16 protein-coding genes and 2 tRNA genes are annotated in these 21,185 nt (G+C 67.1%); 9 read left to right on the forward strand and 9 right to left on the reverse strand.

Going from position 1 to position 21,185, the window contains the following annotated elements; translation table 11 throughout:
- Window positions 1–63 precede the first annotated feature (63 nt).
- Window positions 64–1,854, forward strand: coding sequence for a DEAD/DEAH box helicase (locus tag ACSQ86_RS07765; RefSeq protein WP_093106387.1), 1,791 nt, complete (start codon window positions 64–66; stop codon window positions 1,852–1,854).
- A 58-nt stretch (window positions 1,855–1,912) separates the two neighbouring features.
- On the opposite strand, the gene ACSQ86_RS07770 is transcribed toward ACSQ86_RS07765, so the two are convergent.
- Window positions 1,913–2,407: an Lrp/AsnC family transcriptional regulator gene (locus ACSQ86_RS07770; RefSeq protein WP_212733656.1), complete on the reverse strand. Its 495-nt coding sequence runs from the start codon at window positions 2,405–2,407 to the stop codon at window positions 1,913–1,915.
- Window positions 2,408–2,471: 64 nt separating this feature from the next.
- Here ACSQ86_RS07770 and ilvB point away from each other — a divergent pair, with 64 nt between their 5' ends.
- Both ilvB and ACSQ86_RS07780 read left to right on the forward strand, forming a co-directional pair.
- Window positions 2,472–4,223, forward strand: a complete 1,752-nt coding sequence (gene ilvB, locus ACSQ86_RS07775) for a biosynthetic-type acetolactate synthase large subunit (RefSeq protein WP_436303200.1) — start codon at window positions 2,472–2,474, stop codon at window positions 4,221–4,223.
- Window positions 4,224–4,323: 100 nt separating this feature from the next.
- Window positions 4,324–5,769 carry an NAD-dependent succinate-semialdehyde dehydrogenase gene (locus ACSQ86_RS07780; protein ID WP_093106382.1) on the forward strand — a complete coding sequence of 482 codons (1,446 nt, stop codon included), beginning with the start codon at window positions 4,324–4,326 and terminating at the stop codon, window positions 5,767–5,769.
- Between the two features lie 6 nt (window positions 5,770–5,775).
- Here ACSQ86_RS07780 and ACSQ86_RS07785 read toward each other — a convergent pair whose 3' ends face one another.
- From ACSQ86_RS07785 to bktB, 3 genes are all read right to left on the reverse strand, one after another.
- Complete coding sequence (locus ACSQ86_RS07785) at window positions 5,776–6,825, reverse strand: aldo/keto reductase (RefSeq protein WP_436292641.1); 1,050 nt, start codon at window positions 6,823–6,825, stop codon at window positions 5,776–5,778.
- A gap of 164 nt (window positions 6,826–6,989) precedes the next feature.
- Window positions 6,990–7,065 (reverse strand) — tRNA-Lys (locus ACSQ86_RS07790).
- A 64-nt stretch (window positions 7,066–7,129) separates the two neighbouring features.
- Complete coding sequence (gene bktB / locus ACSQ86_RS07795) at window positions 7,130–8,311, reverse strand: beta-ketothiolase BktB (protein ID WP_436303203.1); 1,182 nt, start codon at window positions 8,309–8,311, stop codon at window positions 7,130–7,132.
- A 101-nt stretch (window positions 8,312–8,412) separates the two neighbouring features.
- Here bktB and ACSQ86_RS07800 point away from each other — a divergent pair, with 101 nt between their 5' ends.
- Complete coding sequence (locus ACSQ86_RS07800) at window positions 8,413–9,120, forward strand: SDR family NAD(P)-dependent oxidoreductase (protein WP_436303204.1); 708 nt, start codon at window positions 8,413–8,415, stop codon at window positions 9,118–9,120.
- Between the two features lie 44 nt (window positions 9,121–9,164).
- Here ACSQ86_RS07800 and ACSQ86_RS07805 read toward each other — a convergent pair.
- A tRNA-Ala gene (locus ACSQ86_RS07805) sits at window positions 9,165–9,240 on the reverse strand.
- A gap of 58 nt (window positions 9,241–9,298) precedes the next feature.
- Between ACSQ86_RS07805 and ACSQ86_RS07810 the strand changes: the two genes are divergently transcribed.
- Window positions 9,299–10,165 carry an alpha/beta hydrolase gene (locus ACSQ86_RS07810; RefSeq protein ID WP_436303206.1) on the forward strand — a complete coding sequence of 289 codons (867 nt, stop codon included), beginning with the start codon at window positions 9,299–9,301 and terminating at the stop codon, window positions 10,163–10,165.
- A gap of 21 nt (window positions 10,166–10,186) precedes the next feature.
- On the opposite strand, the gene ACSQ86_RS07815 is transcribed toward ACSQ86_RS07810, so the two are convergent.
- Window positions 10,187–11,164 (reverse strand): GMP reductase, encoded by a 978-nt coding sequence (locus ACSQ86_RS07815; RefSeq protein ID WP_093106371.1) that lies wholly within the window; start codon window positions 11,162–11,164, stop codon window positions 10,187–10,189.
- A gap of 258 nt (window positions 11,165–11,422) precedes the next feature.
- Here ACSQ86_RS07815 and ACSQ86_RS07820 point away from each other — a divergent pair, with 258 nt between their 5' ends.
- Window positions 11,423–13,792 carry a UvrD-helicase domain-containing protein gene (locus tag ACSQ86_RS07820; RefSeq protein ID WP_436308684.1) on the forward strand — a complete coding sequence of 790 codons (2,370 nt, stop codon included), beginning with the start codon at window positions 11,423–11,425 and terminating at the stop codon, window positions 13,790–13,792.
- Window positions 13,793–13,798: 6 nt separating this feature from the next.
- Here ACSQ86_RS07820 and ACSQ86_RS07825 read toward each other — a convergent pair whose 3' ends face one another.
- The 3 genes from ACSQ86_RS07825 to ACSQ86_RS07835 are packed head-to-tail and all read right to left on the reverse strand — an operon-like array spanning window position 13,799 to window position 16,056.
- Window positions 13,799–14,602: a BPSS1780 family membrane protein gene (locus tag ACSQ86_RS07825; protein WP_093106366.1), complete on the reverse strand. Its 804-nt coding sequence runs from the start codon at window positions 14,600–14,602 to the stop codon at window positions 13,799–13,801.
- 26 nt (window positions 14,603–14,628) lie between these two features.
- Window positions 14,629–15,687, reverse strand: a complete 1,059-nt coding sequence (locus ACSQ86_RS07830) for a homoserine kinase (protein ID WP_436308685.1) — start codon at window positions 15,685–15,687, stop codon at window positions 14,629–14,631.
- Window positions 15,688–15,696: 9 nt separating this feature from the next.
- Window positions 15,697–16,056: a hypothetical protein gene (locus tag ACSQ86_RS07835; protein WP_093106361.1), complete on the reverse strand. Its 360-nt coding sequence runs from the start codon at window positions 16,054–16,056 to the stop codon at window positions 15,697–15,699.
- 97 nt (window positions 16,057–16,153) lie between these two features.
- Between ACSQ86_RS07835 and polA the strand changes: the two genes are divergently transcribed.
- From polA to ACSQ86_RS07850, 3 genes are read left to right on the forward strand one after another with little or no spacing between them, the layout of a single operon-like run.
- On the forward strand, window positions 16,154–18,946 hold the full coding sequence (gene polA, locus ACSQ86_RS07840; protein ID WP_436303210.1) for a DNA polymerase I: 2,793 nt from the start codon (window positions 16,154–16,156) through the stop codon (window positions 18,944–18,946).
- 25 nt (window positions 18,947–18,971) lie between these two features.
- The gene (locus tag ACSQ86_RS07845) at window positions 18,972–20,258 is read left to right on the forward strand and encodes a M20/M25/M40 family metallo-hydrolase (protein WP_436303211.1); all 1,287 of its coding nucleotides are present in this window, start codon (window positions 18,972–18,974) and stop codon (window positions 20,256–20,258) included.
- Between the two features lie 23 nt (window positions 20,259–20,281).
- The gene (locus tag ACSQ86_RS07850; RefSeq protein WP_093106353.1) at window positions 20,282–21,184 is read left to right on the forward strand and encodes a LysR family transcriptional regulator; all 903 of its coding nucleotides are present in this window, start codon (window positions 20,282–20,284) and stop codon (window positions 21,182–21,184) included.
- Window position 21,185: the final 1 nt, after the last annotated feature.

Genomic DNA, 21,185 nt, shown 5'->3' on the forward strand with positions numbered 1-21,185 from the left:
TTGATGTTTTTCACCACCCAACGGAGCGCCGCCCACGGCAGCGCTCGCGTATGAGATTTCTGAATGACCGACGCTTTTGAAGCGCAGGGCGACTTTGCGCCTGTGCAATCCGATGAAACGACTTCCTTCGAGGCGCTCGACGCCGTCGAAGCCACCGAGCCGAAGCTGCCCAACGGCTTCATCAAGCTCGGCCTCGCGCCCGAGCTGATCGCCGCGGTCGAAGACCTGGGCTTCACCCAGCCGACCACCGTGCAGGAACAAGTGATTCCGCGCGCCATGACCGCCAGCGGCCAGGCCGACGGCGCCACGCGCTTCGTCGACCTGATGGTGTCGAGCCAGACCGGTAGCGGCAAGACCGCTGCCTTCCTGCTGCCCGTGCTGCACACCCTGCTGCAGCGCCAGGCCGAAGCCGAGGCTGCGGCCAAGGCCGAATTCCAGCGCCTGGCCGCCGAAGCCGCCGCGCGCGGCGAAGCTCTGCCGAAGAAGCCCAAGCGCAAGGACCCGACCAACGCGCGCCATTTCAAGGCGGCCACGCCCGGCGCTCTGATCCTGTGCCCCACGCGCGAACTCGCCCAACAGGTGGCGCATGACGCGATCGACCTGGTCCGCCATTGCCGCGGCCTGCGCATCGCCAACGTGGTGGGCGGCATGCCCTACCAGTTGCAGATCGCCCGGCTGCAGAACGCAGACCTCGTGGTCGCCACGCCCGGCCGTCTGCTCGACCTGCAGCGCTCGATGCAGATCAAGCTCGACCAGGTCAAGTTCCTGGTCGTCGACGAGGCCGATCGCATGCTCGACCTCGGCTTTGCGGACGACCTCGCCGAAGTCAACCAGCTGACCATCGAGCGCCAGCAGACCATGATGTTCAGCGCCACCTTCGCGCCGCGCATCCAGCAGCTGGCGCAGCGCGTGATGCGCGAGCCGCAGCGCGTGACCATCGACAGCCCGCAGGAGAAGCACGCCAACATCAAGCAGGTGCTGTTCTGGGCCGACCACTCCCAGCACAAGCGCAAGCTGCTCGACCACTGGCTGCGCGACACCACCATCAACCAAGCCATCGTCTTCGCGAGCACGCAGGTCGAATGCGACGGCCTCGCCAACGACCTGCAGCAGGACGGCTTCAGTGCCGTGGCGCTGCACGGCGCGCTGAGCCAAGGCCTGCGCAATCGCCGGCTGATGGCGCTGCGCCAGGGCCAGGTGCAGATCCTCGTGGCCACCGACGTGGCCGCCCGCGGCATCGACGTGCCGACCATCACGCACGTCTTCAACTTCGGCCTGCCGATGAAGGCCGAGGACTACACCCACCGCATCGGCCGCACCGGCCGGGCAGGGCGCGACGGCCTGGCCGTGACCTTCGCCGAGTTCCGCGATCGCCGCAAGATCTTCGACATCGAGTCGTACAGCCGCCAGCAGTTCAAGGCCGAGGTGGTCCCCGGTCTCGAGCCGCAGCAGCGCTCGCCGCAGTCGCGCCCGGGAGGCGACTTCGGTGGCCGTGGCCGCGACAGCCGTGACAACCACTCGCGCGATCGCAAGTTCGGCGGCGGCGGCGGTCATCGTGGCGGCCCCGCAGGCGGCTATGCGGGCGCCAGCGGTTTCAATGATCGCGGTCCTGCACGCGGCCCGGGTGCACCGGCACCGCGTGGCTTCCAGCACAAGGGCAATGCGGGCTTCGGCGGCGGTCGCGACGACGCTGCCGGCTATGGCCGCAAGCCCGGCTGGGGCGATAGCGCACCCCGCGGCGGCGCAGCCGGCGCAGGCCGCGGCGATGGTTTCGCACCGCGCGGCAACAACGGCGGCGGCAAGGTGTTCGTGCCTCGCGACGCCCAACGGCGCGCCTTCAAGCCCACGCGCTGAGCGCCTGCTGCGCACATGACAAAGCCCGCCTTCGGCGGGCTTTTCCTTTGGGGCGCGATCAGGCCAGCGGCACGCTCGCTTCCTTGAGCACGCGCAGCACGAAGTGCGACTGGCTGTGGCGGATGCCCGGAATCTTGTAGAGCTTCTCGCGCAGCAGCCGCTCGTAGTCGCGCGTGTCGCGCACCGCGATGCGGATGTAGTAGTCGTAGTCGCCTGAGACCAGGTAGGCCTCCTGGACTTCGGGAATGGTGGCGAGCACGCGGCCGAACTCGTAGAGCGTCTCGTCGCTGTGGCTTTCCAGCGTGAGTTGCACGATCACGGAGTCGTGGTAGCCGAGCTTGGCGGCATCGAGGTCGACCGTGTAGCGCTTGATCACTTCCTGCGCTTCGAGCTTCTTGATGCGGCTCCAGCAGCTCGTCGGCGACAGCCCGACCTCGGCGCCGATTTCCTGCAGCGTCTTGCGCGAGTCGTGCAGAAGCGCACGCAGGATCGCCATATCGAATCTGTCGAATGATTCTTCGTTTGTTTTCTTGTTTTGGCGATTGATCTTCATGAAATCAGCAGAATTGCTTGAAAGAATGAAGCAAATTCTGCATCGAAACCGGAAGAATCGGTGCATGCACGCCACCATCGCCTCCGCCGTCCCGACTGTCTCGCTGCGCAACGGCGCCGAAGCCCTGCTCGACACCCTGATCGAATGCGGCATCGACACCATCTTCGGCTATCCCGGCGGCGCCGCGCTGCCGCTCTACGACGCACTGCACGGCGAGCCTCGGCTGCGGCATGTGCTGGTGCGGCACGAGCAGGCGGCGGTCCATGCGGCCGAAGGCTACGCGCGCAGCACCGGCCGCGTGGGCGTGGTGCTCGTGACCTCGGGGCCGGGTGTCGGCAACACCATCACCGGCCTGCTCGATGCGATCAGCGACTCGGTGCCCGTGCTGTGCATCAGCGGCCAGGTTGCAACCGGCGTGATCGGCACCAACGCGTTTCAGGAAAGCGATGCACTCGGCATGTCGCGGCCGGTGACGAAGTGGAATCACCAGACCCGCATCGCCGACGAGATCCCGGCCGTGGTGCGGCGCGCGCTGCGCATCGCCGCCTCCGGGCGCCCGGGGCCGGTGCTGCTCGACGTGCCGAAGGATGTTCAGCTCGCGCCGCTGACCGGCCAGCCGGCCTCGACGCCGCGGCGGCCCGGCCCCGATGCACGACCGCCGCCGCACGCCAGCCTGCAGCGCGCGGCGGATCTTCTCTCGACCGCCCGCCGGCCCGTCCTCTACGGTGGCGGTGGGCTCGTCAACGCCGGTCCCGGCGCATGCGAAGCCTTCACGCGCCTCGTGCATCGCCTCGACGCACCCTGCACGCTGACCTTGATGGGACTCGGCGCCTTCCCGGCCTCCGACCCGCGCTTTCTCGGCATGCTGGGCATGCACGGCACGCTGGAGGCCAACCTTGCGATGCACGAGGCCGATCTCGTGGTCTGCGTCGGCGCGCGTTTCGATGACCGAGTGACCGGCAAGCTCGACGAGTTCTGTCCGCATGCGCGCAAGATTCACATCGACATCGATCCCAGCAGCATTAACAAGGTGGTGCGGGTTGACGCTCCATTGGTCGGCGATTGCGGCGTGGTGCTGGATGCACTGCTTGCGTTGCCCGCGCTCGACGGCCTCGCGCCGGAGCGGCTCGCGCCCTGGTGGCAGCGCATCGAGCGTTGGCGCGCGCAACGCTGCCTGGACTTCGCTGCGCGCAGCGACGCCATCCTGCCGCAGCAGCTGATGCGCTCGCTGCAGCAGGCCATCGAAGGCCGCGACGCCATCGTCTCCACCGATGTCGGCCAGCACCAGATGTGGGCCGCACAGTACCTGCGCTTCGAGCGCCCGCGCTGCTGGCTGACATCGGGCGGGGCCGGCACCATGGGCTATGGCCTGCCGGCGGCCATCGGCGCGCAGATCGCGCACCCCGAGGAGCTCGTCGTCTGCGTGAGCGGCGACGCCTCGGTACTCATGAATATCCAGGAGCTTTCCACGGCCATGCAGCACCGAACGCCCGTGAAGCTCGTGTTGTGCAACAACGGCTACATGGGCATGGTGCGCCAGTGGCAGGAACTGAACCACGGCAACCGGCTGAGCCACAGCTGGAACGAGGCGCTGCCCGATTTCGTGGCGCTGGCCAGGGCTTTCGGCTGGGGTGCGCGGCGCGTGTCGGACCCCGCCGAACTGCAGGCCGCGCTGGCCGAGTGCATAGGGTACGAGGGCCCCTTCTTCCTCGACGCACAAGTGGCCCCGCAGGAGAACTGCTTTCCGATGATGCCGGCCGGCCAGGGCCACCATCGCGTGATGCTCACCAAGGACCGGTGGTACGTGGAAGACTGACTGCGCGGGCCGGAAAACCGTCACGGGTGACAATGGCGGCTGGCCGCGCGATCGGATCGCGCACCAGCATCAATACTCGGAAAGAACCCCAAGGACCGACATGAGCACAGCAAGCTACACCGACACCCGACTGCTGATCGAGAATGAATGGTGCGACGCCGCGAGCGGCAAGACCCTGGACGTGATCAACCCTGCCACGGGCAAGCCCATCGGCAAGGTCGCCCACGCCGGCATTCCCGACCTGGACCGGGCACTGGCCGCCGCGCAGCGCGGCTTCGAAGCCTGGCGCAAGATCCCGGCCAACGAACGCGCAGCGACGATGCGCAAGGCCGCAGGCCTGGTGCGCGAACGCGCCGCCGACATCGCCCGCCTGCTCACGCAGGAGCAGGGCAAGCCCTTCGTCGAAGCGCGTGGCGAGGTACTCGCCGGCGCCGACATCATCGAATGGTTCGCCGACGAAGGCCGGCGCGTCTATGGCCGCATCGTGCCCTCGCGCAACCTCGCGGCGCAGCAGCTGGTGATCAAGGAGCCGCTCGGCCCCGTGGCCGCGTTCACGCCGTGGAACTTCCCGATCAACCAGATCGTGCGCAAGCTCGGCGCCGCGCTCGCGAGCGGTTGCTCCTTCCTCGTCAAGGCGCCGGAAGAAACGCCGGCCTCTCCGGCGGCCCTGCTGCAGGCCTTCGTGGATGCGGGCGTGCCCGCGGGCACGGTCGGCCTGGTGTTCGGCGATCCGGCCGAGATCTCGAGCTACCTGATTCCGCACCCCATCATCCGCAAGGTCACTTTCACCGGCTCGACGCCGGTGGGCAAGCAGCTCGCGGCCCTGGCCGGCGCGCACATGAAGCGCGCCACCATGGAGCTGGGCGGTCACGCGCCGGTGATCGTGGCCGAGGACGCCGACGTCGCGCTGGCCGTGAAGGCCTCGGGCGGTGCCAAGTTCCGCAACGCGGGCCAGGTGTGCATCTCGCCAACGCGCTTCCTCGTGCACAACAGCATCAAGCAAGCCTTCGCCGAAGCGATGGTGAAGCATGCCGAGAGCCTCAAGCTCGGCGACGGCCTGGCCGAAGGTACAACCCTCGGCCCGCTCGCGAACGCGCGCCGGCTCACTGCGATGGCGAAGGTGCTCGACGACGCGCGCGCCACGGGCGCCAAGGTCGCCACCGGCGGCGAACGCGTGGGCTCCTCCGGCAACTTCTTCGCGCCCACCGTGCTGACGGACGTCTCGCTCGAAGCCGACGTGTTCAACAACGAACCTTTCGGCCCGATCGCCGCCATCCGCGGCTTCGACACGCTCGAAGAAGCGATCGCCGAAGCCAACCGCCTGCCTTTCGGCCTTGCGGGCTACGCGTTCACGAAGTCGATCAAGAACGCGCACCTGCTGTCGCAGCAGATGGAAGTCGGCATGCTGTGGATCAACCAGCCGGCCGCGCCCACGCCGGAGATGCCCTTCGGCGGCATCAAGGACTCGGGCTACGGCTCCGAGGGTGGTCCGGAGGCGATGGAGGCGTACTTGAACACCAAGGCCGTGTCGATCATGGCGGTGTAGCCATTCTCAGGCGCCGGCGGATTCCGCGAGCTGCTGGAGCCGGGGTCCGCCCTGGCGCTCGAGCATCCAGCCCGGATATTCGGCCGGCAGCGCGCTGACCTTGTCGAGCGCGGCGAGTTCCTCGCCGCTCAAGGCGATGGCGGTCGCCGCGATGTTGTCGTCGAGCTGCTCTGCGCGCTTGGCGCCGATGATCACGCTCGTCACCGCCGCCTGGTGCAGCAGCCAGGCCAGGGCGATCTGCGCCACGGAAACGTCCTTCGCCTGCGCGATGCCACGCATCACGTCGATGCAGTCGTAGGCGCGCTCGACGTTCACCGGCGGAAAGTCGAAGGTGGTGCGTCGGCTGCCTGCCTCCGCCTTGACGTCGCGGCCGTACTTGCCGCTCAGCAGGCCGCCGGCGAGCGGGCTCCAGACCATCAGCCCGACGCTTTCGCTCTTGAGCAGCGGAACCAGTTCGCGCTCGAGATCGCGGCCGGCGATCGTGTAGTACGCCTGCAGCGATTCGAAGCGCGCCAGCCCCAGCCGTTCGGAGATGCCGAGTGCCTTCATGATCTGCCAGGCGGCCCAGTTCGACACGCCGACATAGCGCACGTGGCCGTGCTGAACGAGGTTGTCGAGTGCGCGCACGGTCTCCTCGATCGGCGTTGCCGGATCGAAGCCATGGATCTGGTACAGGTCGATGTGGTCCAGCTGCAGGCGCTTCAGGCTCGCCTTCACACCGTCCATGATGTGATGGCGCGACATGCCGCGCGAATTGATGCTTTTCGTGCCGGCCTCGCCGAACACCTTGGTGGCGACAACCACGTTCTCGCGCGGCACCTGCAGGTTTCGCAGCGCCTGCCCGGTGATGATTTCCGAGCGGCCGTCGGAGTAGACGTCGGCCGTGTCGATGAAGTTGATCCCGGCATCGAGCGAGCGGCCGATCAGGCGCTCGGCCTCGGCCTGCTGCAGGTCGCCGATCTGCCCCCAGATGCCGCCTCCGCCGCCGAAAGTCATCGTGCCGAGACAGAGCTCGGAAATGAACAAGCCGGTACGGCCGAATCTTCTGTAGCGCATATGAGGAACTCCTTGGGTTGCGTGCTGCGAGCGTGCAGTTTTGCGAGTGTCCTTCCGGCAGGAAGGTTCGCGATAGCCCAATCCTGTTTCTCTCTTGCCCGATCCTGCTGGTGCAGGCATGAAAAAAGCCCGCCATCGATCTGATGGCGGGCTTTTACATGGTTTGGTGGGCCCTGAGTGACTCGAACACTCGACCTACGGATTAAGAGTCCGCTGCTCTACCAACTGAGCTAAGAGCCCCTGATTGACATTGCTGTCATTCAGGCAATCCCACGATTATAGCCATATCGCGAGGCGGCCTCGCTCAAGCGCGCTCGAAAATGCACGCGATGCCCTGGCCGCCGCCGATGCACATCGTCACCAATGCGTAGCGGCCCTGGATGCGTTCGAGCTCGTACAGCGCCTTCACGGTGATCAGTGCGCCGGTGGCGCCGATCGGGTGGCCAAGCGAGATGCCCGAGCCGTTCGGGTTCACCTTGGCGGCATCCAGCCCGAGATCCTTGCTCACCGCGCAGGCCTGCGCCGCGAAGGCTTCGTTGGCCTCGACCACATCCATGTCCGATGCCTTGAGGCCCGCTTTCTCCAGTGCCTTGCGCGAGGCCGGCACCGGGCCGATGCCCATGTAGGCCGGGTCGACGCCGGCGAAGGCATAGGCCACGACGCGCGCCATCGGCTTGAGGCCGCGGCGCGCCGCCTCTTCTTTCTCCATCAGCACCACCGCCGCTGCCGCGTCGTTGATGCCCGAGGCATTGCCGGCGGTCACCGTGCCGCTTTCCTTCAGGAAGGCGGGCTTGAGCTTCGCCATGTCCTCGATCGTGGCGTCGAAGCGCACGTGCTCGTCGGTATCGAACAGCGTCGTGCCTTTGCGGCTCTCCAGCGGCACCGGGACGATCTGCGTCTTGAAGTAGCCGTTCTCGATGGCCTTCTGCGCGCGCTGGTGGCTGGCGAGCGCGGTCTGGTCCTGCGTTTCGCGGCTGATGCCCCACTTCTTCGCGACGTTCTCCGCCGTCACGCCCATGTGGATGTTCTCGAACGGGTCGTGCAGCGCGCCGATCATCATGTCGACCAGCTTGGCATCGCCCATGCGCACGCCCCAGCGCGCGGTGAGCGAAGAGAGCGGGGCGCGGCTCATGCTTTCCGCGCCGCCACCGACGGCCACCTTGGCGTCGCCGAGCTGGATGCTTTGCGCCGCGCTCACGATCGCCTGCAGGCCCGATCCGCACAGCCGGTTCACGGTGAGGGCAGGGGTCTCCTGGGCGCAGCCGCCCTCGATGGCGGCCACGCGCGCCATGTACATGTCGCGCGGCTCAGTGTTGACCACGTGGCCGAACACCACGTGCTCCACGTCCTTGCCGTCGACCTTGGCGCGCGCGAGCGCCTCCCTGGTCACCAGCGCCGCCAGCCGCGTGGGCGGCACATCCTTGAGGCTTCCGCCGAAAGTACCGATTGCGGTGCGTACACCGCTCACGACAACCACTTCTTTCATGACGATTCTCCGGTGCAAAAAGGAAGGGTCAATGATGCCAGCCGAGCGCTTCCCGTACTGACGCCGGCGTTACCATGCCTGCCCGAACAAGGAGCCGCCAAATGATCGAAGCCAACACCATCCGCCACATCGTGGTGACCGGCGCCGCCGGCGCGCTCGGCCGCGCCGTCGTGCAGCATTTTCTCGACCAGGGCGCCCGCGTGGCGCTGCTCGACCACCGCATGGAGCATCTGACCGACGCGTTTCCGGGGCTCGACAACTCGCAACACCTGTTGCTGCAGGCTGACGTGACTTCGGCGTCGGCCATGGCCGACGCCGCGACGCAGATCCTCGCGGCCTTCAAGCGGGTCGACGCGCTGGTCCACATCGCCGGCGGCTTCGAGATGGGCGAGCCGGTGCATGCGCTGAGCCGCGCGGCCTGGGACCGGATGATGAACCTGAACGCTTGGTCCTTCGTGGCCGTCTCGCAGGCGCTGGTGCCCTCGATGATCGAGCGCAAGGCCGGCAGCGTGATCGCCGTCAGCGCCAAGACCGCGGCGCGCGGCGCGGCCGGGATGGCGGCCTACATCGCGTCGAAGAGTGCGCTGCAACGCTTGGTCGAGGCGGCGGCGGCCGAGCTGGCGCCGCACGGTATCCAGGTCAACAGCATCGCGCCCAGCGTGCTCGACACGCCGGCCAATCGCCAGGCCATGCCCGACGCCAAGCCCGACAACTGGGTGTCGACCGCGGTGGCCGCGCAGACCATCGGCTTCCTGGCCTCGCCGGCGGCCGCCGCGCTGCACGGCCAGCACCTGACATTGGACGCCTGAAAACAAAAAGGCCCCGGCGATGCGCCGAGGCCTTCGAGAGATGTTGGTGGAGAGGAGGAGGATCGAACTCCCGACCTCCGCATTGCGAACGCGGCGCTCTCCCAGCTGAGCTACCCCCCCAACGCAAGGCGAATTTTAACCAGAACCGATGCCCCAACGCACAAGGAGCACGAATCGCATGGCCTTCGACGACCCCGCCTGGCTGGAGGGCATGTACAACAACCTGGCGCGGGTGAAGGACCATCCCGCGTACCTCGAGCGCTGGGCCCGCGATTCCGCCGCCGCGCGCGACGCCTTGCCCGGCCGGCTCGACTTGTCCTATGGCCAGGGGCCCAACGAAATGCTCGACGTTTTTCCCGCTCCGGTGCCCGATGCGCCCGTGCTGGTGTTCATCCACGGCGGCTACTGGCGCGCGCTCGACAAGAGCGACCATTCCTTCGTCGCGCCCGCGTTCAACGACCGCGGCGTGTGCGTGGTCGTGCCGAACTATGCGCTGTGCCCCGGGCCGGCCAATCGGCCCGTGACCGTGCCGGATATCCTGCTGCAGATGGTGCGCGCGCTCGAATGGACCTGGCGCCACATCGCGGCCTACGGCGGCGACCCTGAGCGCATCACCGTCGCCGGCCATTCGGCAGGCGGCCACATGGCGGCGGCGCTGCTGGCCTGCGACTGGAAGGCGGTCGCGCCCGACCTGCCGGCGCAGCTGGTGCGCAACGCGCTCTCGATCTCGGGCCTCTACGACCTGCGGCCGCTGCAGCGCACGCCCTTCCTGGAACACGTGCTGCGCTTGAGCGATGCGGATGCGCTGCGCGCCAGCCCCGTGCTGTGGCCGGCACCCACGCGCGGCCAGCTCTATGCGGTCGCGGGCGGCGACGAGAGCGAGGAGTTCATCCGCCACAACGCGGCGATTCGCGCGGCCTGGGGCCGCAACACGGTGCCCGTTTGCGAGGTGCTGCCAGGCCTGCACCACTTCAGCATCGTCGATGCCTTCGCCGATCCGGCGCACAGGCTGCACCGGCATGCGGCGCAGCTGCTCGAGGCCTGATCGCAGGCCCCGAAGGGCGGCCTACATCAGCAGGTGTTCGCCCGCGTTGTCGCCGCCGAGCATGACGTAGTTGACCTTGCGGATGTCCATGAGCTTGCGCCCGCCCGCATAGCTGATGGAGCTCTGGATGTCCTGCTCCATTTCGACCAGCGTGTCGGCCAGCTTGCCCTTGATCGGCTCGAGGATGCGCTTGCCCTCGACGTGCTTGTACTCGCCCTTGTTGAAGTCGCTGGCCGAGCCGTAGTACTCCTTGAAGAGCACGCCGTCGACTTCCACCGTCTGGCCCGGCGAGTCCTCGTGGCCGGCGAAGAGCGAGCCGATCATCACCATCGAGGCGCCGAAGCGGATGCTCTTGGCGATGTCGCCATGGTCGCGGATGCCCCCGTCGGCAATGATCGGCTTGGTGGCGACGCGTGCGCACCACTTGAGCGCCGACAGTTGCCAGCCGCCGGTGCCGAAACCGGTCTTGAGCTTGGTGATGCACACCTTGCCCGGACCGACGCCGACCTTGGTTGCATCCGCACCCCAGTTCTCTAGGTCGATCACGGCCTCGGGCGTGCCGACGTTGCCTGCGATCACGAAGGCCTTCGGCAGCTTCTTCTTGAGGTACGCGATCATGTTCTTCACGCTGTCGGCATGGCCGTGCGCGATGTCGATCGTGATGTATTCGGGTGTGAGGCCGGCGGCGGCCAGCTGGTCCACCGTCTGGTAGTCCGGCTTCTTGACGCCCAGCGAGATGGATGCGAACACGCCCTTGGCATGCATGTCCTTCACGAACTGCAGGTTGTCGAGGTCGAAGCGGTGCATCACGTAGAAGTAGCCGTTCTGCGCCAGCCAGGTGCAGATGGTCTCGTCGACCACCGTCTTCATGTTGGCGGGCACCGTCGGGATGCGGAAGCTGCGGCCGCCGAGGGTGACGCTGGCGTCGCATTCGGATCTGCTCTCGACCACGCATTTGCGGGGCAGCAAGAGGATGTTGTCGTAGTCGAAAATCTGCATAAAACCAAGCTCCTATGAAATGACTGCCCCCCGGCTCGCCACTTCGTGTGCTTCGCCACCCCCCGAGGGGGAGGCTCGGCCGCCTTGGGGCGGCCCTGCGGCGTCCGGGAATTGAGCGCTTGGTCCGGCCGGCTTTCGCAAACGAAAAACCGGGCGCAAGAAACTTGGGCCCGGTAACTGATTTTACGCGCCCGATCGGAAACGCGTGCTCAGGCACTTCGTATAACCCGCATACGCCGTGCTTTCTACAATCGACGGATGTTCACCGACCTCGCGGCCACCGCAGATTCGCCCCTGCTGCACAACCTCAACGCCGAGCAGCGGGCCGCGGTCGCCTTGCCGGCCGGCAACGCGCTGATCCTCGCCGGCGCCGGCTCGGGCAAGACGCGGGTGCTCACCACCCGCATCGCCTGGCTGCTGCAGACCGGCCAGGTGTCGCCCGGCGGCATCCTGGCCGTGACCTTCACCAACAAGGCGGCGAAGGAAATGATGACGCGGCTGACCGCGATGCTGCCGGTCAACGTGCGCGGCATGTGGATCGGCACCTTCCACGGCCTTTGCAACCGATTCCTGCGCGCGCACTGGAAGCTCGCCGACCTGCCGTCCACCTTCCAGATCCTCGACACGCAGGACCAGCTCTCGGCCATCAAGCGGCTGATGAAGCAGTACAACGTCGACGACGAGCGCTTCCCGGCCAAGCAGACCCAGTGGTTCATCGCCGGCGCCAAGGAAGACGGCCTGCGCCCGCGCGATGTGGAGATCCGCAGCGAGGACGACCGCAAGAAGGTCGAGCTCTACCAGCTCTACGAAGAGCAGTGCCAGCGCGAAGGCGTGGTCGATTTCGGCGAGCTCATGCTGCGCAGCTACGAACTGCTGCGCGACAACGACCCGGTGCGCGAGCACTACCAGCGGCGCTTCCGCCACATCCTGATCGACGAATTCCAGGACACCAATCGTCTGCAGTACGCATGGATCAAGATGCTTTCGGGCAGCACCGTCGAAGGCCGTTTCGTGCCCGGCGACAACAGCGTGATCGCGGTCGGCGACGACGACCAGAGCATCTACGCCTTCCGCGGCGCGCGGGTGGGCAACATGGCCGATTTCGTGCGCGAGTTCGACGTCTCGCAGCAGATCAAGCTCGAACAGAACTACCGCAGCTTCAGCAACATCCTCGATTCGGCCAACGAGCTGATCAGCCACAACAAGAAGCGGCTGGGCAAGAACCTGCGCACCGACCAAGGCCCGGGCGAGCCGGTGCGCGTCTACGAATCGACCAGCGACTTCGCCGAGGCGCAATGGATGGTCGAGGAGATGCGCCAGCTGGTGCGCGACGGCATCGAACGCAAGGAAATGGCGGTGCTCTACCGCAGCAATGCGCAAAGCCGGGTGATCGAAACGGCGCTCTTCAACTCGGCCGTGCCGTACCGCGTCTACGGCGGCCTGCGCTTCTTCGAACGCGCCGAGATCAAGCATGCGCTGGCCTACCTGCGCCTGCTTGAGAACAAGGACGACGACACCAGTTTCCTGCGCATCGTCAACTTCCCGCCGCGCGGCATCGGCGCGCGCAGCATCGAGCAGCTGCAGGACGCGGCCCGCGCGGCCGGCCGCTCGCTGCACGACGCGGTCAACGCGGTGGGCGGCAAGGCCGGCTCCAACCTGTCGGCTTTCGTCGCCAGGATCGACGTGCTGCGCGAGCAGACGCAAGGCATGTCGTTGCGCGAGATCATCGAGCTGGTGCTCGACCACAGCGGCCTGATCGAGCACTACAAGGCCGACCGCGAAGGCGCCGACCGCATCGAAAACCTGGAAGAACTGGTCAATGCGGCCGAGAGCTTCGTCACGCAGGAAGGCTTCGGCCGCGACGCGGTGGCGATGCCGGTCGACGAGCTGCGACAGTCGCCGGCCAGCCAGGGCCTCGACCCGAACCGCCCCGTCATCGACGAGCCGCTGGCGCCGGATGCCGAAACCGGCGAAACCATGAGCCCGCTGGCGGCTTTCCTGACCCATGCCGCGCTGGAGTCGGGCGACAATCAGGCGCAAGCCGGCCAGGATGCGGTGCAGCTGATGACCGTGCATGCGGCCAAGGGCCTCGAATTCGACTGCGTGTTCATCACCGGCATGGAAGAGGGCCTGTTCCCGCACGAGAACTCGATGAGCGACTACGAGAGCCTCGAAGAGGAGCGCCGGCTGATGTACGTGGCCATCACCCGCGCGCGCCGGCGCCTGTATCTCAGCCATTCGCAGACGCGCATGCTGCACGGCCAGACGCGCTACAACGTGAAGAGCCGCTTCTTCGACGAGCTGCCCGAAGGCGCACTCAAGTGGCTGACGCCCAAGAACCAGGGCTTTGCACCCTCGGCCTTCGGCTACGGCGGCGGTTACGCGACCACGCGCGGCGGGGCCGGCGGATACGGCAAGGACACATTCGCCAGCCCGCCGGTGCCGCCGCAGAAGAGCGCGCCTTCGCACGGCCTGCGCTCCGGAATGCAGGTGTTCCACAACAAGTTCGGCGAAGGCACGGTGCTGGCACTGGAAGGCAGCGGCGACGATGCGCGTGCGCAGATCAACTTTCCCCGCCACGGGGTCAAGTGGCTGGCGCTGTCGGTCGCCAAGTTGACGCCCGTATAAAGACTGCTAATCAGCCCGGAAGCTGTCCCGGAAGGTGAACCAGGTCGAGCTCAGCGACATCGCCGCCAGAACCAGCGCGCTGCCGATCATCAGCGCGCCGCCGATGGCCGAGGCGCCGTCGCCCATGCCGATCGCGCCGACGCCCACCAGCACCGTGGCCACGAGGCCGATGCCGATGCCCGCAGCGAGGAACACGCCGAACCACGACAGGCAGAACATCGCATAGGCGCCGAAGTTGCGAAACAGCGCGACCAGGCTGAAGAACAGACTCTTCACCGGCTCGACCTGGTGCCAATGCACGAGTGCCGGCGCGTGCCACATCGCGAGCGACAGTGGCAGATTGAGGACCATGACGAACAGGCGCGCGGTCTGGAAGTCACTGCTTGCGATCACCTCGGGCGTAAGCGTTTCGTCCAGCAGGTAGGCGCGCGCCAGCTGGCCGCCGTCGATCAGGGCCGAAACCCCCACGGCGGCGACGAAATAGACCGCCGAAATGATGCCCAGCACGACCATTCGCCGCCATTCGGCACGCACGGCGCCCACTGCGGCGATGAACATGGCCGGGGCGGCCGGCTTCTGGGTGTCGTTGGCATACGCGACCGAGGTGGCGACCATCAGTCCGAGCGTCATGAAGGGCAGCAGGATCGGTGCCAGCACGCTGCCGAGGAAGGGCAGTTGCGAAGCGATCGAGATCGCCGCCATGAACAGGAAGAACAGCGAGATGAAGGCGAGCGGCTGCCGCCAGAAGGTCTTGAGTCCGAGGCGGACCCATTCGGCGCCGGTGCGCGCCGGCACGAGATTCAGTTTCATGGGATTAGGGCCCGTACACAGGCCCCTCAGGCGGCCAGCGGCTCGGCAGTCGGACGCGTGCCTTCGAAAGAGGAGAACAGTGCCGCCGGCGCACGGACGCGTTCGCGCAGCACACGCTCGAAATGGGTCGGGTCATGGGCCTTGAGCATGCTCGCTTCCCGTGGCAGGTGGAAGTCCCACAGCCGCGAAATCCAGAAGCGCAGCGCCGCGGCGCGCAGCATGGCGGGCAGCAGTGCGCGCTCGGCTCCGGTCAGCGGCCGCACGCTGCCGTAGGCAGCCAGCAGGGCGTCGGCATGGGCCGCATCGTGGCGGCCGCTCTGCAGGTCGATGGCCCAGTCGTTCAGGCACACGGCGAGGTCGAACAGCCAGCTGTCGGTGCCGGCGAAATAGAAGTCGAACACGCCGGTCAGGCGCGGCGTCTCGCTTTCGGTGTCGAACATCGCGTTGTCGCGGAACAGGTCGGCATGCACCGGCCCGCGCGGCAGGGCCGCGTAGGCCGAGGATTGGGCGACGTGGTTCTGGTACGCGAGCTCGCTTTGCAGCAACGCGGCTTGCGGAGCGTCAAGGTAGGGCAGGACCACCGGCTCGGTGTCGTTCCACCAGGGCAGCCCGCGCAGGTTGGGCTGCATGCGCGGAAAGTCGCGACCCGCAAAATGCATGCGCGCCAGCAGGCGGCCCAGCTCGGCGCAATGCGCGGCCGTCGGTGCCAGCTCGCTCTTTCCCTGCAGCCGCTGCACCAGAGCCGCCGGCTTGCCGGCCACTTTGTGCAGGAACTCGCAGGGCGCATTGGCGGGGATGGAAAGCGCATGGCCGTCGGGCGGCGCCACGGCCGGGTCGGCCACCGGCTCCGGCACCGGAATGCCGCGCGCCGCCAGATGCTTCATCAGGCAGAGGTAGTAAGGCAGTTGTTCGGCGCCCAGGCGCTCGAACAGCGTCAGGACGAACTCGCCCGACGCGGTGCTCGCGAAGTAATTGGTGTTCTCGATGCCGCCCTCGATGCCTCTGAGCGAGGCGAGCGGGCCCAGGCCGAGGCGCTGCACCAGCGCATCGGCTTCGTCGAACCCGACTTCAGTGAAGACCGCCACCGCCCGGGCTCAGAACTTGAGCACGTTCCAGACCCGCGGGCCGTTGCCGCCGGTGCCGGTTTCGGACTGGCCCTGGCGGTCGCGCCCGCCGTAGTTCGGCAACACCTCGTAGGAGGGCACGTTGGCCTTCGGCGTCACCGTGATGCTCTGGGTCTGTCCGCCGTAGCGCACTTCGTCGACCGCGGCGCCGCTGTCTTCGACGTGGATGTGCTCGATCTTCTGGTTCTGGCGCGGCGATGCTGCCTGTTCCTGGCCCTGCGGGGCGCCGGGCGGCGGCGCGCTTTGGGCGTGAACGGCGGCCAGCGGTGCGGCGCAGGCCAGGGCGGCCGTCAGGGCGCCGCGAACGAGCAGAAGGGTTGGGGAGGACATGATGAGGATTGTAGGCGCCGGCCTCGCGGCAGGTGTCAGCCGGCGGCGATCTTCGCCGTCGTGCGGAAGCCCGAGCGCGGCACGGCAAAATGCTCCGATGACCGACAAGAAAACGTTGCTGCTCGTCGATGGTTCGAGCTACCTCTACCGCGCCTTCCACGCGATGCCCGATCTGCGCGCCGTGCCGGGCGATGCCGGCAGCCCGGCCACGGGCGCCATCCGCGGAATGATCAACATGATGCAGGCGCTGCGCCGCGAGGTGCGGGCCGACTACGCAGCGTGCGTGTTCGACGCGCCGGGAAAGACCTTTCGCGACGACTGGTATCCGCAATACAAGGCGAACCGCTCGCCGATGCCCGACGACCTGCGCAGTCAGGTCGAGCCGATCCACCAGGTGGTCAAGCTGCTCGGCTGGCCGGTGCTGTGCGTGCCCGACATCGAGGCCGACGACGTGATCGGCACCCTGGCCCGCACCGCGGCCAACCAGGGCATCGAGGTGATCGTCTCCAGCGGCGACAAGGACCTGAGCCAGCTGGTCGACGAGCACGTCACCATCATCGACACCATGAACGGCAAGAAGCGCGACGTGGCGGGCGTGACGGCCGAATTCGGCGTGCCGCCGACCCTGATGATCGACTACCAGACCCTGGTGGGCGACAGCGTCGACAACGTGCCCGGCGTGGAGAAGGTCGGCCCGAAGACTGCCGCCAAATGGCTGCTCGAATACGGCTCGCTCGATGCGCTGATCGCCCGCGCCGGCGAGGTGAAGGGCCAGGCCGGCGAGAACCTGCGCAAGGCGCTCGACTGGCTTCCGCAAGGCAAGCGCCTCGTGACCATCCGTACCGACTGCGAGCTCGATGGCCACGTGAGCGGCCTGCCTTCGCTGGCCGGCATCGCCATCGGCCCCCAGCAGATCGACGAGCTGAAGGGCTTCTACGAGAAGTACGGTTTCAAGAGCCTGGTGCGGACGCTGGAAGCGCACGAGGTCTCGCCCGAGCTGATCGAGGAGAACAAGAAGAAAAAAGGCCCCGAAGGCGGCACCGGCCTGTTCGACGAACCGGGCTTCGAGGCCGCGGCGAAGGCCACCAACCTGGCCTACGACACGGTCATGAACTGGGAGGCCTTCGACGCCTGGCTCGCGAAGCTCCAGGCGGCCGAGTTGGTCGCGATCGACACTGAAACCAACTCGCTCGACGAGATGCGCGCCGAGATCGTCGGCATCAGCTTCAGCGTGAAGCCCGGCGAGGCGGCCTATATTCCGGTGGCCCACAACTACCCCGATGCGCCGGCCCAGCTGCCGCGCGACGAGGTGCTCGCGAAGCTCAAGCTCTGGCTCGAGGACGGCACGAAGAAGAAGCTCGGGCAGCACGTCAAGTACGACCGCCACGTGTTCGCCAACCACGGCATCGAGGTGCAGGGCTACGCGCACGACACCATGCTGCAGAGCTACGTGCTCGAAGTGCACAAGCCGCACGGCCTGGCCAGCCTGGCCGAGCGGCACCTGGGCCGCACTGGCATCGACTACGAAGACCTCTGCGGCAAGGGCGCGCACCAGATCCCGTTCAGCCAGGTTTCGATCGAGAAGGCCGCCGAGTACTCGTGCGAAGACTCCGACCAGACGCTGGACGTGCACCTCGCGCTGTGGCCCAAGCTCGAGGCCGACGAGAAGCTGCGCTACATCTACGAGCTGGAGATGGCGTCCAGCGAAGCGCTCTACCGCGTCGAGCGCAACGGCGTGCTGATCGACGCACCCACGCTGGCCGCCCAGAGCAACGAGCTCGGCAAGCGGATCATGGCGCTGGAGCAGGAGGCCTACGAGCTTGCGGGCCAGCCCTTCAACCTCGGTTCGCCCAAGCAGATCGGCGAGGTCTTCTTCACCAAGCTGGGTCTGCCGGTGGTCAAGAAGACGCCGAGCGGCGCACCGAGCACCGACGAAGAGGTGCTCGAAAAACTGGCCGAAGACTTCCCGCTGCCGGCCAAGATCCTGGAGCACCGCGGCCTCTCGAAGCTCAAGGGCACCTACACCGACAAGCTCGGGCAACTGGCGAACCCGCGCTCGGGCCGCGTCCACACGCACTATGCGCAGGCGGTCGCGGTGACCGGGCGGCTGTCGAGCAACGACCCCAACCTGCAGAACATCCCGATCCGCACCGCCGAGGGCCGCCGCGTGCGCGAGGCCTTCGTGGCGCCTGCCGGCAGCGTGATCGCGAGCTCCGACTATTCGCAGATCGAGCTGCGCATCATGGCTCACATCAGTGGCGACGAGTCGCTCTTGCGCGCCTTCACCGAAGGCATCGACGTGCACCGCGCGACCGCGGCCGAAGTCTTCGGCGTGGCGGTGGAGCAGGTTTCGAGCGAGCAGCGCCGCTATGCGAAGGTCATCAACTTCGGGCTGATCTACGGCATGAGCAGCTTCGGCCTCGCGCGCAATCTGGGCATCGAGACCAAGGCCGCGGCCTCCTACATCGACCGCTATTTCGCGCGTTATCCCGGCGTGAAGATCTACATGGACGAGACCAAGGCGCTGGCCAAGCAGAAGGGCTATGTCGAGACTGTGTTCGGCCGCCGCCTTTATCTGCCCGAGATCAATTCGCCCAACGGCCCGCGGCGCGGCGGGGCGGAGCGCGCGGCGATCAACGCGCCGATGCAGGGCACCGCGGCCGACCTGATCAAGCTCAGCATGGTGAAGGTGCAGGAGGTGCTCGATGCCGAAAAGCGCCGCACGAAGATGATCATGCAGGTGCACGACGAACTGGTGTTCGAAGTGCCCGAAGACGAAGTCGAGTGGGTCCGCACCGAGATCCCGCGACTCATGGCCGGCGTGGCGGAGCTCAAGGTCCCGTTGCTGGCCGAAATCGGCTTTGGTCCCAACTGGGACAAGGCGCATTGACGAACGACAACCCAAGGAAAGAAGAATGAAACTCCCGCGTCATCTGCATGCCTTCGTCATCGGCACCGTCTGTGCCGCTTGGTTCGGTGTCGCCTCGGCCGCACCCGACGAGCGCATCGCCGCGCTGGCGGCCAAGGAAAAACCCGCTCTGCTCGAAACGCTGAAGCAGCTGGTCGCGATCGAGTCCGGCAGCCGCGACCTCGAAGGCCTGGACAAGATCGCCAACCTGATCGCCGATAAGTTCAAGGCGCTCGGCGGCCAGGTCGAGCTGATCGACCCGACGGCCGATGCCTACCGCATGGAAGACACGCCCGAGAAGATCGGCAAGGTCGTGCGCGCCACCTGGAAAGGCACCGGCAGCAAGAAGATCATGCTGATCGCGCACATGGACACGGTCTACCAGATCGGCATGCTCGCCAAGCAGCCCTTCCGCATCGAAGGCGACAAGGCCTACGGCCTCGGCATTGCCGACGACAAGCAGGGCGTGGCAGTCATCACGCACACCGTCGCCCTGCTCAAGGCGCTGGACTTCAAGGAGTACGGCACGCTCACCGTGCTGATCAACGGCGACGAGGAGATCAGCTCGCCCGGTTCGCGCAACCTCATCACCCGATTGGGCGGCGAGCACGACGTGGTGATGTCCTACGAAGGCGCCTCCGTCAAGGAAGACAAGCTCTCGCTCGCCACCGCGGGCATCGCCTCGGTCTCGCTCAACGTCACGGGCAAGGCCTCGCACGCGGGCTCGGCGCCCGAGCTCGGCGTGAACGCGCTCTACGAGCTCTCGCACCAGATCCTGCAGATGCGTGACCTGTCCGACCCGGCCACCGGCCTCAAGATGAATTGGACCATCTCCAAGTCGGGCAGCAACCGCAACGTGATCCCGGCCGCGGCCAGCGCCGGCGCCGACGTGCGCGTGCTGAAGGTCGGCGACTACGACCGCATCGAAAAGCAGGTGCAGGAGCGCGTGAAGAAGCAGCTCATTCCCGAAGCCAAGGTCGAGATGAAGTTCGAGCGCCGCCGTCCCCCGCTGGAGGCCACCGACGCCTCGCGTGCGCTGGCCAGCCATGCGCAGCAGGTCTACAAGGAGTTCGGCCGCGAGCTGGGCGCCGACGACAAGGTGGCCGGCGGCGGCACCGATGCCGCCTTCGCCGCGCTGAAGACGAAGGCGCCGGTGGTCGAGCGCTTCGGCCTGCAGGGCTTCGGCGCGCACTCGGCCGATGCCGAATACGTGCTGATCGATTCGATCGAGCCGCGGCTCTACCTCGCGGCACGCATGATCATGGACATCTCGCGCGGCAAGGTCGACCACTAACGGCCGGCTATTTGCGTCCCGCGATGCGCCTGCGCCATATCGAAGTCTTCAACGCCATCATGCTCACCGGCAGCGTGAGCGCGGCGGCGCGGCTCATCAACATCACGCAGCCGGCGGTCAGCCGCACACTGCAGCATGCCGAGATCCAGCTCGGCTTCTCGCTCTTCCAGCGCGCCAAGGGGCGGCTCACGCCGACCACCGAGGCGCTGGCGCTCTATCCGCACATCGAGCGCCTGTTCGCGCAGCTCGACGAGGTACAGCGGCTGGCCGCCAACCTGCGCAGCGCCAGCGACGTGGGCGAGCTGCGCATCCTCACCGTGCTCGCGCTCAGCTACGAGGTGCTGCCGCGCGCGCTCAAGAGCTTCCGCCAGAAGCACCCGGGCATCGCCGTCACGGTGGAGTCGCTGCATTCGCCGCAGATCATGTCGGCCCTGCTGCTGCAGGAGGCCGACGTGGGCTTCGCCTTCAGTCCCGCGGTCCATCCCTCGCTCACGCAGGAGACGCTGGCGGACAGCCGCATGGTGTGCATCGCGCCCAAGGGCATGCTGCCGCGCGCGCTGGTGCGCAACGGCTCGGCGGCGCTGCACGACCTGGTGAACCTGCCGGTGGTTGGCCTGGACAGCCGCGATCCCGTCGGGACCAGCCTGAGCCAGGCCTGCCGGCAGGCCGGCGTGGGCTTCCAGCAGGCGGTGGTCACGGTGCAGACCTACCACGCGGCGTTGGCGATGGCGCACCACGGGCTCGGGGTCGCGCTGGTCGACGGCTGCACGGCGAACTCGGCCGATCGCACCAAGGTCGACGTGCTGACGCTGGAGCCGCACATCCCGGTGCCGATTCGCGCGCTGCGCTTTGCCGGCAAGCCCGACTCGGTGGCGGTTCGCGGCATCACGCGCTGCATGCGCGAGGCGATCGAAGGAATGGCTTAGA

It is taken from the genome of Variovorax sp. LjRoot130 (assembly GCF_964253755.1).
GTDB lineage: Bacteria > Pseudomonadota > Gammaproteobacteria > Burkholderiales > Burkholderiaceae_C > Variovorax.